Raw genomic sequence first — 14,815 nt, 5'->3', positions numbered from 1 at the left:
GGTGCCAGTACCGCATCAACTGGGTCGGTAACCGGATCCAATGTGGTGTCTACGGTATCGACCAGACCACCCAGGCCTGAGCCGGAACCATCACTGGTACCGCCATCACTACCCGTGCCAGAACCACTGCCCAACAGGTCGTTAATCACGCCATCGCCATTGCTGGTATCACCATCACCGCTGGTGGTCAGCGCATCGCTGAGGCTACCACCCGTGGTATCACCTACAACGCCGTCCACCGGTTCAATCACCGGCGACAGACCATCCACCACCGGTTCAGTGACCGGTTCGAGGGCTTCAACTACCGGTGCCAGTACCGCATCAACTGGGTCGGTAATCGGATCCAATGTGGTGTCTACGGCATCGACCGCGGGGGCCAAGCCCTCACCGGCAGGCTCACTGATTGGTTGTGTCGGGGAGGTTTCATCGCTACCTGTGGTATCTGAACCACCAAGCAGGTCGTTCACCACTCCATCCCCATCGCCGGTGTTGCCGTCACCGGTGGTGGTAAGTGCATCTGTGACACTACCGCCAGTCACGTCAGTGGCCAAACCATCAACAGGGCTAGTAACTGGTTCAGTAGTTTCCAGCAGGGGATCGGTGACCGGCTCCAGCGCCTCTACTGCTGGTGCCAGCGCTGAATCAACAGGGTCGGTTATCGGGTCCAGACCAGTGTCAACGGTATCTACCAACGGCGTAAGGCTTTCACCCGCCGCGCTACTAAATGGCGCAATTGGCGAGACATCGCCCGACTCCGACGAAGTACCTGATCCACCCAATACGTCACTGACAGCGCCGTCGCCATCACTGGTATTGCCATCACCGGTTGTCGTTACAGCATCTGTAACACTGCCGCCGGTGAGGTCTGCAGCCAAGCCATCTACCGGGCTGGTTGCCGGGTCAAGCGTCGTCAATACCGGCTCGGTCACCGGCTCCAGCGTCTCAATAACAGGTGCTAATGCCCCATCAACGGGGTCAGTAATAGGATCTAGGCCAGTATCGACTGCTTCAACCAGTGGCGACAGGCTATCGCCCAGCGGTTCGCTCACCATTTCAATCGGTGAGGTATCCTGAGTCTGACCAGACGTGCTATCAGAACTACCCAACAAGTCATTGACTATGCCATCACCGTTCGCCGCATTCTGGTCATTACTGGTGGTCGTTGCGTCCTCGACACTGCCACCAGTAAGGTCTTGAACAGCTCCTTCGACAGGGAAGGTCAGCGGTTCTGCTACTGTAGTTAAAGGGTCTGTAACTGGTTCCACTGCCTCAACAATCGGTGCAATGGTTGAATCCACAGGATCTGTAACCGGATCCAGCGTAGTATCTATCGTATCAACCAAGGGAGCGATGCTCTCTCCCAATGGCTCAGTAACCGGCTCTAACGGGGAGACTTCATCAGCCTCGCTGCCAGCTGTCGCTTCACTATCCATCAGTAATAAGTCTGCTTCACTGTCAGGTGACAGCAGCAGGGGCGAGACCGGATCAAGTGCAGGCTCAACGGGCGCCAGCAACGTATCAACGGGCGCAATGACTGTTTCATTAACACCAGTAGGTGCCAGCACCTCCGACGTACCCAAAGACTCGCTTAAACCACCCAAAAGTTGGCCGTGACTCGCTGTCGGAAAAACCGAAGCGAATAAAATTGCGTAAACCAACCTTTCGACTCTTGGCCGACGACTCTTCATGCCCCCTAAACTCCCGCCGCCTATGCGACTTTGAGGATTAATTTTTTCAGTGTGTTATTAGAACAGTCAATTAATGAGACTTTTTCATCTTCTATGCTAACAGTGAAGCGGTGTTGCGATCTATCGGCGGCTTAATGAAAGTTGTCGTTTTGCGAACTGTTTTTATAACAACCTTGAATGCCAGCGCACGAATCGGACGCCGCATAAGCATCTAAAAGCATCTAAAAGCATCTAAAAGTAGCCAAGTCACCGATTCGACTCATCCAGCCAAACGAGCACATATGTTATGGATTTGCAGACAAAAACTCGCCAAGCTGACGAGCAACGCCGGAACAGGCCGCCGAGAGGGTGGGGGCAATAAGGGGTATGGGAACAATTACAGCCGGGATGTAGGACGTGCCACTTGCCTCTACAGCGATCTTGCCCATAGATTTGAGGGTTTGCATATCCCACACCACGGCTTCGTACTCGGCGTCTTCCTCCCACCACAGAAGCCCAACGCAGGCACCACCGCCGGCACCAACACTGCAGGATAGGCTCCCGCCGTCTTCGCCTCGGCGAGTAACTCCGTCCAGCCAGACGATATAACGCGTACCGGACTGCTGCAGACGGTCAGCTATAACAGGCTCTTTAAGACGCTCTGCCAGCGCTTCCGCCGTACGTGGAGCCATTCGAGGCTGAAACCAGGGAAACATTTCATCCATAAACTTTCGCTCGGACTTCACTGGCAATTTCTGGCGAACTAGCGAGTTATACACACACCGCGTGAAATCGGCCTCGGTCTGGTGTCGAAAGTTCTGACGTCGGCCGAGCACTACAATGGTCTCACCCTTCTTTAACACTCCAACAGGAGCGTTGCGTAACTGCTCCACTGATGAACTGACGCAGCCGCCGAGCCAAACCACCATGCACAACAACAGTACGCGACGCATCATTGCACGGCCCCAATACTCGCTTGCAGATGCTTTTTAACTACCTTTTGCTTTGGGTAGTTGAGCACAATGGCAGCAGCGGCATCGCGCATGGCGCGGCGGCTCGCTTCTCGCATCGCGTTGCTGGCTGGCTTTCCCGATTTTTCGTCACGACCATAGGCGGTAAATGGCCACGTATGCACTATCCGGTTTTTGGGCTGCGCCAACTCCAACCGGTATTTAATCCACACTTCGTAAAAGTCGGTTTTGCTCATGCCCGGCGTGCTGAACTGAAAATCTGTCATGGTCGGCGTGATCACCAGGGCATCTTCCGGTATCTCGTCTTTGTCGGTTGCTACCGTCAGGTTCTGGAATAGCCCACGAAAAACTGTCTCAAAAAGTTGAGTATTGGCACCGCGAAAACGGATTGTCCATTCACCACCGTGTTCTGGTTTCTGCTTGTGCACCGCATTGCGCAGTTCGTCAGGGAGATAGAGAACCACTGTGGCCGGCAGCTTGCTGATCACCGGCTCCGGAAAGGATTCCTCCAGTGTCACCTGGTGACTGCAGCCGGCCAGTAACGTTAGAAGAATGATTGCGCATATACGTCGCATTATTGCTCCAGGGTTTGCAAACCGACAAAAGTACCGCCGTTTTGCTGACACAGCGCTCGCATCAGCATGGCAAAACGCACGCCCGTGGGCCGGATACCATTGCGCGCAAATTGCACCGGAAACCCAACCGCATGAATGCGCACTTGAGGTTTCCCGTCTGACCCGCGCGGATTAATACGCGCAACGGTATCCAACACCGACTGAATTGAATTACCGGTAAATTCATCGCCAAACACATAAATACTGATCTTTTTGTCCTCAGCATAAAACGCGCGTATGGCTCGAGTGATACCTTCCACTGGGCTCGAATTTGAAAAAGGCTGCCAGCTTGCCATCCGACTGATAATGGCTTTACGACGCCCCGGCGTATCCGGAATCCAATCTCCCGCATACTGGCTGAACATGTAATCCCCCATGTCATTCATAATCTGCAACCCCTTCACTTTAGGATACAGATCGAGTGTTTCGGTCATCTTTTTAATAACCGTGGGCCAGGCGTAGCCGTGCATACTGCCCGAGGTATCAATAACAAAAATAATGTATTCGCTATCCACCGGGATACCGCCCACCGAATCGCTGGGGCGGCGTGTGCCACTGGCATAGAGACGCTTCATCTCATCCGTCAATTGCTGTCGCGCCAGCGCGAGGCGGTTTTCTATCGCCGATGCCGCTTCCGCTTCCAGCTGCGCATCTGCCCGCTCCGCCTCCAGTGCCCGCGCCTGTGGCCGCATACTCGCCAGGGTTTGCTCGGCCTCGGAAAGGCGTTTGCCCTCTGCCGCCAGTTTCTGCTCCAGACTTTCCAGCTTGGCATCCAGCTGGGGTAATTCCGCGGCCAGTTTTTCCGCCATTGCCTGCAGGCCGATGCCTTGCTCCACAATCTTGGTTGGCTCCGCAATTTTGGTCAGCACCAGCAGCAATACGATGGCACCAAAACCACAGCTGATCGCATCTAGAAAGGATAGACCAAAGACCTCTGTTTCGCGCCGACGTCGCCTCATGGCCAAGCCTCCGACGGGCTCATAAACACGCCACCACTGGTGCGCGCCAGTTGCCAGTAGGTACTGGCGGCCAGTGGGTCACCTTCCATCGGAAACAGGATCACATTCACCGGCACCGATTTGGGCAGGCGGCTCACTGCAGTGGTAAACAGTCGCAAGCGCTCTCGGCCGGAAACGCCACCAGTCTGCGAAGCGCTGACATCCTGGGTGGGCAAACCGTCAATAATCAGAAACACATTGTCCGGCGCCGGATCGAGTGTCTGTAAAGCGCGAAAGGCGAGCTCCAGGCTGGTGCCGTTGGCCGGAATTGTTCGGCGTAAATTGCTAACGGCTTCGGTCAAACGTTTTCCTTGATCCGTGGACTGCCACTTGCCCTCGGTACCCGGTAGTGCCGCCTCAAGTTTGGTGTTGAAGTGGTATATCTGAAAACTGGCGGTTACCGGTACCTGGGTAGTAATCCAGTCGACGGTGTTAAGCGCGCGCTGCCATTTGGGCGACGCCAGCTTGCGTGCGTCACTCATGTTACGGCGGCGAATCACATCCACCACCTTATCGCCGAGCATAGAGGCTGAGCTGTCCAGCAGGATCAGGATGCGCTCGCCGTCGACACTGAGTCCGGTCAGGTACTGGCGTCGGCCCTCGCCGGCAAATGCACGCGTGGCGTCGCCATCACCTTTTTCTTCGCGCAGGGAGTTAACCTGTTTTTCAATGGCTTTGAGTTCCTGCTTCAGCGCTTTGATATTTTTTTCGCGAATCCGAACCTCTTCATCACTGTCGTCTTCCTGCTCAATGATATCTTTGAGGCTCGCCATTTCACGCTTGGCGGCTTCGCGCTGTTGTTCCGTTTCCTTGAGCGCAGCGCTCAGGGCCGCCAACGCGCTGCGTTTTTCCAGCACCTCCTCTTCGAGCAGACTCAGGTTCTGGGCAATATCCCTGTGTTTTCCGGTAGCACGCACTTCGCTGGCGTGATTGATGATCATAAAGATGAGGATCACCGCGCCCAATCCACACGACATGGCGTCCAGAAAGGACATGCTGAACTGTTCCATGCCACGGCGCCGGCGCATGTCAGTCTCCGTCGCTCACCCGAATAAAGACATACTCGCAACCGGCAACCTGTAAGCGGTCACCCACCTGCACCGGTAGTTGTGTGAGTGGACGATTGTTCAACAATAGAGGTTCGGCAGTATTGGCCTGCAACACCCAACCCGCCGTATCACGTTTCGCTCGCACTGGTGCAGGCAAGCGCGATGCGCTCAGCGGGGTTGCTACGCCATCACACAGAATATGCGTGGGACTGCCTCCCCCGGTGTTTGTATTGGCGGTGTTTGAATTGGTGGTGTTTGAATTGGTGTTAGTTGCCGAGTCATTCGAAAGCGAAGAGGTGTTCCGCCCAGCATCAAGGGTCAGCGCTTTAACCCAGACCGGGGCGGAAGCCTCGGAGACCAGCTGCGCTTGAAGCGCGAGGGCGTTACGCGGCACCGCCGAGTCGTCCAGCAGCAGACACTGACCACGCTGGCGCAAGCGGTCAACCAGTCCCGGCAGCAGGTTCAGGCGGTGACTGAGTACCACCGGCCCCGTTGCTTCTTCCACGGCAACCTCAAGCGCTTGATAAACATCGTTCAAAGCTTTGATCAATTCATCTCGGTGCCAGTCTATGCGGTGGTCTCGCTGCCCGGCCGGCAGATTGACATTGACGCGGTCGGCTGTGTTGAGCGAGGCCAGCAGGCTCGGCAGGCGATCATAGAGGCGCTGTTCGCTGGCCGCTTCGTGCAAGGGGTCAAACCGGGTTTCCTGCAAAAATTGCGCAGACAATTGCCGAATGCTCTGCTCTTCACACCAACGCCAACCGGGAGCATTGAGTTCACGTGCACTGTTCAATGCCAGTCGTTGATCCAGCACGAGGTCGCTGCAATACAAACGATGCCGGGTAATATCGAGATAGCGCAATGCGCCGTTCGACGGTGTTACACCCGCGCAGGCCACCACTGACTTTTCGGCAACGCCGGCAACGCTGACACCGCAACTCTGGGCAATGCCCAACAGCAACGCCAACCGTTGTCCGCCAAACTGCTCCGGTACCAGCAGTAGCGTTTCCGCCTCGGGATTACCCGCGGTTGCCAACAATTGCTGCAAATAAAACCAGGCAATATCGGCGTGACTGCGGGCGCGACCTGCCGGCCGATTCAACGCCTGCTGGTCCAGATGCTCCCAAAACTGGTCAAAGGTAACACGCGGATTAAGCCGCGCCTGACGGCGCGCAGCGTCGCCGGTTAAAAACTCGTTGTTTTGCAATACCGCCAGTGCCGGTGAGTCGAGCACCAGAGTTTCGTTGTCAAACAGCCGCAGGGCTATATCATTCAGTTCAAGGATGCGCATCACTGACTCTGCAGATTTTGTATTAGCCCACGATCACAGGCGGTTTGCGTATCCAGCACTAGCCGCTCTTGCAATAACTGCAATTGATACAGAGCAAACATCAATACGATGGAGAGAATCAGGGCAATCAGGGTGGAGTTAAAGGCCAGTCCGAGACTGGCGGTTACCCCGCTGATATCACCTTCAATGGCTTTGTGCGCCATGCCGAGCGCATCGCCTATACCGCGCACGGTACCAATAAAGCCGATTGAAGGAATCGCCCAGGCAATGTATCGGATCATCGACAATTCCGCTTCCAGACGTTCAATTTCCGCATCACAGGTTTGGGCCACCGCATCAGCTACGTTCTGAATATTGCGGGTGGAGCGAAAACGGCGCAGTGCGGTAAGCAGGGTGCGCGGATAAAGATAGCTTCGATCTGGTTCTGGCAGCGCCTCAATAACCCGTGCATGATGGCGCGCATCGTCGGGTAGTATAGTCTCTCCTTCTGCCAGCTGTATCAGGTTCTGATTGAGTTGTTCGCGCTGACGGGTAACCGCCTGGGCTTTCATCGCCAGCAAGGCGATGGCCCAGAAAAGAAGTATGAAACAGGTCTCCTGCTCAAAATCACGAATGATGACCAGCATTGAACGCTCCGGTTGATAATCCGGATTCTGTTCAATCATCAGTTGCTGTTCCTGTTCGATCAGACGCGCCTCGGGACGTATCACTGTGACATAGGCGGTGTGCACCACCAAAACGGAAATTAGCAGCGCAAACAGCTGATAGAGAAATTCGTTGGACAATGTTGTTTTCATCGTTGCGTCCGTTCAGTTAGTCCTTGCCGTGTTCAGATATCGGCGGGCAGGCTCAAGATGGTATCGGCCAACACCTCTTCGCTGGGTTTGAATTCGCGCACCACCGGTGCTTCGCGGTGCTGTTCACCACCTTTTCCGGCGGGCTCGGCACCATCGAGCTGCAGCTCATAGGCCTGTGGCGATTGTGCCTCCCCCTCGCGGTCGGTCGCTGGCGTGTCGCCACGATCAGGCTGCTGAGCCAGTGCTGCCAATGGAAAATACAACAGCGCCAACCATCGTTTCATTGCGCCGCCTCCGCAAATCGGGCCAGACGAAAGCCCACATCGTCACGGCCCTCGGCACCAGAGTCGCGGTATACCAGCCGTAATTCAGTTATACGGCCGTGGCGCCAGCTGGCACCTCGAATGGTATGCAGCTTGCCATTACCGATGCCCAGTGGATCGGTTTCCACACTGGTGGAAACTTCAACACTGTAGTGATCGTTCATCCATTCACTGACGTTACCACCCAGATCAAAAAGACCCGTTGGGTTAGGGTCAAACTTACCTACCGGCGCGGCGGCAACGTAACCATCGTTGTAGCTGCTAAGGGTTTTGTCGACCACGCCCTGCGCAGAAATATCCGCATAGTTTCCGGCACGACCGGTCGGTGGCATGGTATTGCCCCAGGCGTACTGCCGCTCTTCCCGACCCGCGCTGTAACGCGCGGCCCACACCCACTCGGCTTCCGTTGGCAAACGGTAGCCGGTATTAACCGGTGTAATCAATTTGCCATTGCGATAGGCCTCGGGCAATCCGTCGCGTTTGCTGAGCCAGTTGCAAAAGGCTATCGCGTCGTCCCAGCTGACCCGAGCCACCGGGTAGTTGTCGTTGTCGAGTGTGGTTCTCTGCACAATGCCGGAGGAGTGTTCGGCACGAAACTGACGAAACGCCGCGTTGGTAACTTCGGTGGTAGCCAGATAGTACATGCGCGTGAGCTTGATATCCCGCTGCACTTCGTTGGCCTGTCGCCCCTGCGCCCGACGCGGCGACCCCATACTGAAGCTGCCCGGCTCTATGCGGATTAGTTTATCCCCGGTAGAAGTTTCTACTGTTTCCGGAAAGCGCGCCAGATAGGCTTCCCGGTCTGTCAGCAGGCGCACATCAAGCTGTTGTTGATAGCCGCCGCGCGGCGTTACCGTGCGCGTGACTGTCGCGTAACCCGACTTTTTGATTTCGAAGCGATGAGCGGTGGCTGTCAGTTGCACGGTCTGATTGGCGCGGCCACGCAGAATACCGTCAATATAAAGCAGCGCGTCTGCCGGAACTGTCCGCACCAGCACCTCGCCGACGACTGGCTGCATCGTGGCACTCAGGGATTCTTCCGCGCCACTAGCCACCGATACCGTGCGCACTGTGTTGGCATAACCAGCTTTGCTGAGCGTGATCTCGACCGGAACGTCGGGACGCAGTTCAACAGCAAGCGGCGACAGCCCCTGGTATTCGCCGTTGACCATCACCCGCGCACCCGCCGGCTTGCTCGTAACGTTCAAGGTCGCATAGCGGCGCTGCAGTTTTACAGGCGGCAGGGTTTGCGCGGTATTGGCTTCGGTAATAATCGAATAGGCCCAATCTTCGTAGCCTGGCAATGACAGCCCGAGAACGTGTTTGCCTGGCATTATTTCTGCGGTGATACCGCTGTCGCTGGTCTGCCCCACCGGCTCACCATCAACGGTCAGGGTGGCGCCGGAGGGCACCGACTGCAGCGTGACGTCTGCCCAGAGCGGGTCGAGCGCCACATGAAGCCGCTGTTGACGTCCCAGCCCTTCGATCTCGACCTGCCCGGTAGCCTCCTGATAACGCGGTGCCCGAATAAGGTAGCTATAGCTTCCCGCGTTCAGCTCCAGTGCATTAAGCGGGGTGTAGCCGTGCGATGTATCCTGCAAGATAACCTGTGCTTCAGGCGGCGACGAGCTGACAGTCAGATACCCGGGCAGTTTTTCCAGTGAAAACTGAAACAGCGTTTCGCCTTCGGCAACAACCTGCAGCGGCGCTTCGAGATCGTGATACCCGGGCGTAGAAGCATGCACCGTGTAGGCGCCGGGGCGCAGCAGAAAATTGCCCCCCAGCGGCAAAACCAACCCGCCCTTCACCTGCAGGTGCTCGGCCTGCGGCTCAGTCTGGATTTTGATAGCTGTTGCAGTCAGCACAAACCATAGGCCAAACAGCAGCGCCACCAACAGCATCACTGCGCCGATCAACAGCGGGCGCAAAGGTCGACGCTGGCGGCCCACCGGCTCGGTCGGCGGCTGAAAGGTGGCTGGCTTGATGCTGTGGGGCTTGTTGTTATCCATTTTTAAAGTTTTTCTGTGCAGCGAATATCGATGGGGCCGAAGCGCTCAATGCCCGCTGGCACGGTAACGGTTTTACGCGCGTCCCGATAGCCCTCGCAGCGCCCTACAATCACGTAATCGCCAGGCGACAATAACAATTCCTTACGCTCAAACTGGCCGAGCCGCCCAACCCGGTAAACCATCACACTGGTGACATTGTCAGAGAGCAAACTGACGCGAACGTCGGTGTCCGCGCGAGCGATTGCCTCTTGCAGGGCAATTATCTGAGCCTGCAACTTTCGTCCGGGGCCAGGCACAGCCTGCGCGTCGCGCAGCAACTTTTTCGCGCTGTCCAGCACAGCGTTACTGAAAAGGCGATCCGGCTCATCAATCAGCGCCTGCACACGTGCATCCAGTGATTGCCGCTCGCGACTGCGGGCCAGGCCATCGTGTGCAAACGCAAGCGTGTTGTCGAGTTTCACAATCCGCTGGTAGTGGCTTACGGCTGTGCCCCAGTCTTCGGCGGCAGTAGCGCGTTCGGCGCGCTGTTTAAGCCGCGCAATCTCCGCCTGCAGCAGGCCGCGTTCCGTTTGTGCCAAACCCTCTACCACTGCAGGGTCATTTTTTTTGATGGCGTTGGCCTTCTGAAACTCGCGCTTGGCGGCCGCGTAATCACCAGCATCAAGCGCCTGCTGAGCTGTCGACAGAGTGATACGAAATTCCCAATCCTGCATGGCCTTGGCCAACCGCTGCATGCCCTCTTTCGCCGCAGCAGACTGCGGATCGAGTCGCAGCACTTCACGATAGAGCATCATGGCCTGATCTAACTGATCCTGCCGTTCGTGATTTTCAGCGGCGGCCATGAGCGTGAGTATCTGAGGCAAGTTTTGCGCCCGCTGCAGGCCAATACGCGCCAGTGCGTTTTCAGGGTGAATCGCCAACGCCAGATCAAAAGCCTTGGTCGCTTCTTCGCTGTTTAGCTTTTCCAGCGCGTCATAACCCTGCACCACGGTCGATTTCAGCACTGACTCCACCTGTCCGAGCAGGGTGCTGGCCTGGCCAAGCGCTTTTTGCCAATAGGTGGCCGCTGCATCAAATTCACGATTGCCGAAGTAGTCCGCGGCACGCTCATCGTTGACCACCACCTGCTGATAATCTGCCGACGCCCAGCGTTCTACAGCGAGCTTTTCCAGTTCAGCTCGACGCAATTGCAGGGCGTCGGCAATGCGCTGGGCCTTCTGCCGTCGCGCCAGCGTTTCTTCGGTATCCAGAGCAGGCTCCGGCTGCGCATTGGCAAGCTCCGCGCGCTCTGCAGGCTGTGCTGGCGACGACACCGGCATGTTGGTTACCGACGGCAGCGACCGCTCCGGTATCTGTGACGGCAGCCAAAACACAACGAGACACAATAGCAGCGTGATCAGCGCAACCGCAGGCCAGAAAAACGGGGCCTGCGCGACGGCGCGCGGAGGCGCCTGCTGCTCTGGCGGACGATGGGTAACCGGGGTAATGGTCTCCGGTTTATGCTGATCTGATGGCATTCCCGCTATTGGTCCTTCTCGGGAGACGAGGCTGGAGGCGCTGCGCTGGCAGGTTCAAACCCGGTTTCATTGGTATAGATCTTACGCAACAATTCACGCCACTCCTGGTACTGGGCTTCGGCAGAACCACTGAGAGTAACCGTTTTACCGTCCAGCTCGATGACACGTGGTTTAAGATCGCTGGACAGCGATTCACCGAGCTCTTTCAGCGCTTCAATGTGCAGTTTTTTCTCGGCGCCTTTATCCAGCCCGGTCTTGAACAGGTAGCCGCCGCCGACCACGCCGGTATAGGCTGCGGCTGCCTGCGCGCTATTGCTGGCCTGCCCGGCCCCGTATATGCCGGCAACCACACCAACGGCGCCAGCCGCCATACGGGCGAGCGATTCTTTGCGCACTTTTTCCAGGTTTTTCGCTTCCTGATAGCTGGCCGCACGCCATTCGTCGTAGGGCGCCTGAATCTGCTCACCAAACAGGTAGTAGTGTTGATCAAGGGCATCCACCAAACGGTAGTCTCGATCGCGAATCGCATTAATACGCTGCACATTGGGGTCGCTGTCTGCCGGCAAACCACGCACGCGGTAGCGCTCCTTGTTCTTGCCCAAATAGCCGGCAAAAGCATCCGGAGCAAGGTCGTCCGCAAAACGCAGAAAAGCCAGCGTGCGGATATCGCGCAGCTGCTTTGAACTCAGCGCCTTGCGCTGCTTTAACAGATCGTTAGCCACGCGATTATAGAGATCTTGAAATGGATCTATCTGGGACGGATCGGCATCGCTATAACTCAGGCTGGCGGCCGTTTCGCGATAACTTTTGTCCAGCCAGACACGGCCGGAGGCGTCCACCGCACGCACCGCAATTTCCAGGTCACGACCGGTGGATTCGATAATGCGGCCGGTGATGGTCAGCTCCGAGGAGGTATTTGGGCTGGGTACGACGCGCACCGGTCCCCAGTGCCCGGTGCTCTGCAGGGTTTCGCGCAATCGATAAGGGATAAACCCCGCCTCGGCCTTGCGCACCTGAGGAAAGATGCCGGAATCTTCCTCCACCGGTTCGGTGTACCCCGGATCAAATACCGCGATGTTCACGTCCAGCAATTCCGCCTGTGGAATTTCCCGTTCGGCGTGCACCGCTTTGGTCGCGTTGACATGCTTGACCGACTGGCTGACACAACCGGTCAGCAGGACCAGTGCAGCAACAAGTGCCGGCCGCAGCCTAGTTATTGCGTTTGTACTCACGATATTCATCCCACAACTTTTCGCGCAGTTCCGGATCGGTTTCGTTTTCAGCCGCTTCGCGCAACTGTCGCGCCACAATGTCATCATCCTGACCACTGGGTACATCATCCGGCGCGGGTGGCAGAGCTTCTTTATCGCCGGGACTGCCGGGGCGCCTGTTGCCACCTTTGGGCATGTTACCACCGCCGGTTGCCCCGGGAGGCGGCGGCGCTGAATAACCGTACTGATCCTGCCCCTGGCCGCTGCCGCTGCTTTGGCCACTGCCCTGCGCCCCACCTCCGGCTTCGCGGCGACGCTGCTCAGCGGCCAAGGCCTGGGCTTTTTCACGCTCGGAAAGCTCGCGCTGTTCGCGCGCCAGACGCTGATCAAATCCCGACAGTGAGCGCGATAGTTCTGCGTTCAGTGCATCGTACTTTTCCTGCTCGGTCATTGCCGGTGCGCCGCCACCTGCACTGGCCGGCTGCTGGGCTGCATTGTCCTGCCTGTTTTCATCCTCAGCCTGGGTACTGCTGCTGGCACTTTTTGCATCTGGTGGCGGGGGCGGCCAATCTTGCTCTTGCTCGGCGCCAGTGGGCGCTTCTTCCCGGGCTTGACGTTGCTGCTCGGCTTTGCGCGCTGCCGCAGCTTCTGCGGGTTGTTGTTTTGATTCCGCCGCACTGTCGCTCTGTTCCTGCTGCGCCTGCTCTTTCTGCTCTGACGCCTCCTGTTCTTGCTGCTGCGCTGACTGACTGGGCGGAGGCGTGGGAGGGGGTGGTGGTTGCGGCGAACTTGGCGGGGTCGTAGGCGGTGTGGTGCAGGCACTCAGCAGCGCACACAGCAGCGTCACCGTCAGTAGCGCCCCGGTATTGCGACCTTTCCTTCTATCAGCCACGGCCTATTGCTCCTGCGCGGGCTGAAAGTGATAGATGTAACGCATTTTTTCGGTTCCAACCGTGCCCTTGTCGGTAATCCGTGGGCGGAAAATCGTATCGCGACTATAACGCAAGGCTTTGTCTTCAAGCACGGCAGCCTGCTCCGGGCGCACTTCGAGCAACTCGATATTGCGCGGTTGGCCGCGAGAGTTCACGTCCATGACCAATTCTGCCTGCCCCTGATACGCGCTGAGAACGTCCGGGTCAGTGGTGGGCGGCAATTTCAAGGGTTTATGGTAAATGGGAACGGGCGCGCCAAAGGTTTGTGCTAAGTACTCGGTAGCCCCGTTTTCGCTGAACATATCGTAGGCACGCTGGTAGTAACGGCGCGCTTTTCGTGAATCGCCTATCAGCTGGTAATGATCGCCAAGCCGCACATAGGTTTCAGCAATGGCGTTAACGTCAGGCTCCGACTGGTCTTCGAGTATGCGCAGGGCCAACTTCAACGCCCGCACGGCTTTCCACTCAGCATCAAGTAACGCCCGGTCGTCTTGCTTGTTGCCGTATTCGTAGTTCATTGCGCGCCGAATCTGATCACTGCGTACAAAGGAGTAGCTGACATTGCGTTCGGCGGACTTCATATCTCGCAGTTTATCCAGGTCGCCATGCAGCCGACGGGAATAGCTGCTGGCAAGGTCGTAGTACACCGGCACCAGTTCGGGACTATCCTCCCCCGCGCGCGCGGCCACCAACTCGAGGCGCTCCTCATGCAGCAGGCTTTCCTGAAACGCGGCATTCAGATTGCGATACCAGCGCGCTGCTCGCGCCAGCGCCTGCTCCAGCTCTGGACCGTTAGCCAGCGCCTGACGCTGGATGGTCAGACTGACATCGAGCCGGTTGAGCGCATCTTCCAAACGACCGCTTTTAATCAGACTGTCGAGTAGAATATCGTCATAGACGGTTTGCTCGATGGCTTCCAGCCCTTTGTCGGTACGGGTGACAAATATTCCCTGCTCAAGATGGTTAATCGCCTGCGCCAGATCGCCAGCGTGATAATAGGCCACGCCCAGCGCCATGAGCGGCCGGGCCAGGCGAGGATCACGGAAATTGCCGCTTTGCTTCAGGCGCGACAAGACCTGCTGCAGACCATCAATACCACCACTCAGATCACCGCTTCGCAGGCGCACCAGCGCAAGGTTTTCCAAGGCCAGCGGGCCCAACGCAGGGTCGGCAGCCAATGCCTCGGACAAGAAAAGGGCTGGGGTAATCGCGTCGGCATAGCGCCCTGCGGCAGCCAATTGTTCCAACTGTTGCTGAGTTTTCAACAGGTTGCCGTCTTCTGGCATCAGGCTGTAGGGCTGGGGTAATTGCCAGGACGAGCCTTGGGCAGTCGCGGGATTTGTTGCCAGACCCAACAATCCGAACAACAGCACCAGGCAGTGCTTACGCTCGAGCTTCCACATCACTCTCACTCCCGACATCCAACTACTTTTACG

13 protein-coding genes are annotated in these 14,815 nt (G+C 57.2%); all 13 read right to left on the bottom strand.

Going from position 1 to position 14,815, the window contains the following annotated elements:
- Positions 1-1,580, bottom strand: a 1,580-nt coding sequence (locus tag ABYP39_RS11935; RefSeq protein ID WP_372782725.1) for a hypothetical protein, incomplete at its 3' end; no start/stop codon positions are given.
- A gap of 392 nt (positions 1,581-1,972) precedes the next feature.
- Entirely contained in the window at positions 1,973-2,623 is a 651-nt protein-coding gene (locus ABYP39_RS11930; RefSeq protein WP_372748596.1) for a hypothetical protein, read from the bottom strand.
- A complete protein-coding gene (locus tag ABYP39_RS11925; protein WP_372748597.1) occupies positions 2,620-3,213 on the bottom strand; it encodes a hypothetical protein in 594 nt (197 codons plus the stop codon). Before ABYP39_RS11925 ends, ABYP39_RS11930 begins: the two co-directional genes overlap by 4 nt.
- Entirely contained in the window at positions 3,213-4,211 is a 999-nt protein-coding gene (locus ABYP39_RS11920; protein ID WP_372782723.1) for a VWA domain-containing protein, read from the bottom strand. The genes ABYP39_RS11925 and ABYP39_RS11920 overlap by 1 nt, the downstream gene beginning before the upstream one ends.
- The gene (locus ABYP39_RS11915; protein ID WP_372782721.1) at positions 4,208-5,278 is read right to left on the bottom strand and encodes a VWA domain-containing protein; all 1,071 of its coding nucleotides are present in this window, start codon (positions 5,276-5,278) and stop codon (positions 4,208-4,210) included. The genes ABYP39_RS11920 and ABYP39_RS11915 overlap by 4 nt, the downstream gene beginning before the upstream one ends.
- Before the next feature lies 1 nt (position 5,279).
- Positions 5,280-6,590: a hypothetical protein gene (locus ABYP39_RS11910; RefSeq protein ID WP_372782719.1), complete on the bottom strand. Its 1,311-nt coding sequence runs from the start codon at positions 6,588-6,590 to the stop codon at positions 5,280-5,282.
- Positions 6,590-7,387, bottom strand: a complete 798-nt coding sequence (locus ABYP39_RS11905; RefSeq protein ID WP_372748601.1) for a MotA/TolQ/ExbB proton channel family protein — start codon at positions 7,385-7,387, stop codon at positions 6,590-6,592. Before ABYP39_RS11905 ends, ABYP39_RS11910 begins: the two co-directional genes overlap by 1 nt.
- A 32-nt stretch (positions 7,388-7,419) precedes the next feature.
- Positions 7,420-7,671 carry a hypothetical protein gene (locus ABYP39_RS11900; RefSeq protein WP_372748602.1) on the bottom strand — a complete coding sequence of 84 codons (252 nt, stop codon included), beginning with the start codon at positions 7,669-7,671 and terminating at the stop codon, positions 7,420-7,422.
- Positions 7,668-9,719, bottom strand: a complete 2,052-nt coding sequence (locus tag ABYP39_RS11895; protein ID WP_372758630.1) for a PEGA domain-containing protein — start codon at positions 9,717-9,719, stop codon at positions 7,668-7,670. Before ABYP39_RS11895 ends, ABYP39_RS11900 begins: the two co-directional genes overlap by 4 nt.
- A gap of 2 nt (positions 9,720-9,721) precedes the next feature.
- Positions 9,722-11,236 (bottom strand): tetratricopeptide repeat protein, encoded by a 1,515-nt coding sequence (locus tag ABYP39_RS11890; protein WP_372749147.1) that lies wholly within the window; start codon positions 11,234-11,236, stop codon positions 9,722-9,724.
- 5 nt (positions 11,237-11,241) lie between these two features.
- Positions 11,242-12,468, bottom strand: coding sequence for a hypothetical protein (locus ABYP39_RS11885; protein ID WP_372782717.1), 1,227 nt, complete (start codon positions 12,466-12,468; stop codon positions 11,242-11,244).
- Positions 12,446-13,339: a hypothetical protein gene (locus ABYP39_RS11880; protein ID WP_372749149.1), complete on the bottom strand. Its 894-nt coding sequence runs from the start codon at positions 13,337-13,339 to the stop codon at positions 12,446-12,448. The genes ABYP39_RS11885 and ABYP39_RS11880 overlap by 23 nt, the downstream gene beginning before the upstream one ends.
- 3 nt (positions 13,340-13,342) lie before the next feature.
- Positions 13,343-14,815: tetratricopeptide repeat protein (locus tag ABYP39_RS11875; protein ID WP_372782715.1), on the bottom strand; the 1,473-nt coding region annotated here is incomplete at its 5' end.

It is taken from the genome of Litorivivens sp. (genome assembly GCF_041625495.1).
In the GTDB taxonomy this organism is placed as follows: Bacteria; Pseudomonadota; Gammaproteobacteria; order Pseudomonadales; family Spongiibacteraceae; genus Litorivivens.
Note: the sequence above shows the minus strand (reverse complement) of the source record. Positions and strands in the feature narration are given on the sequence as shown.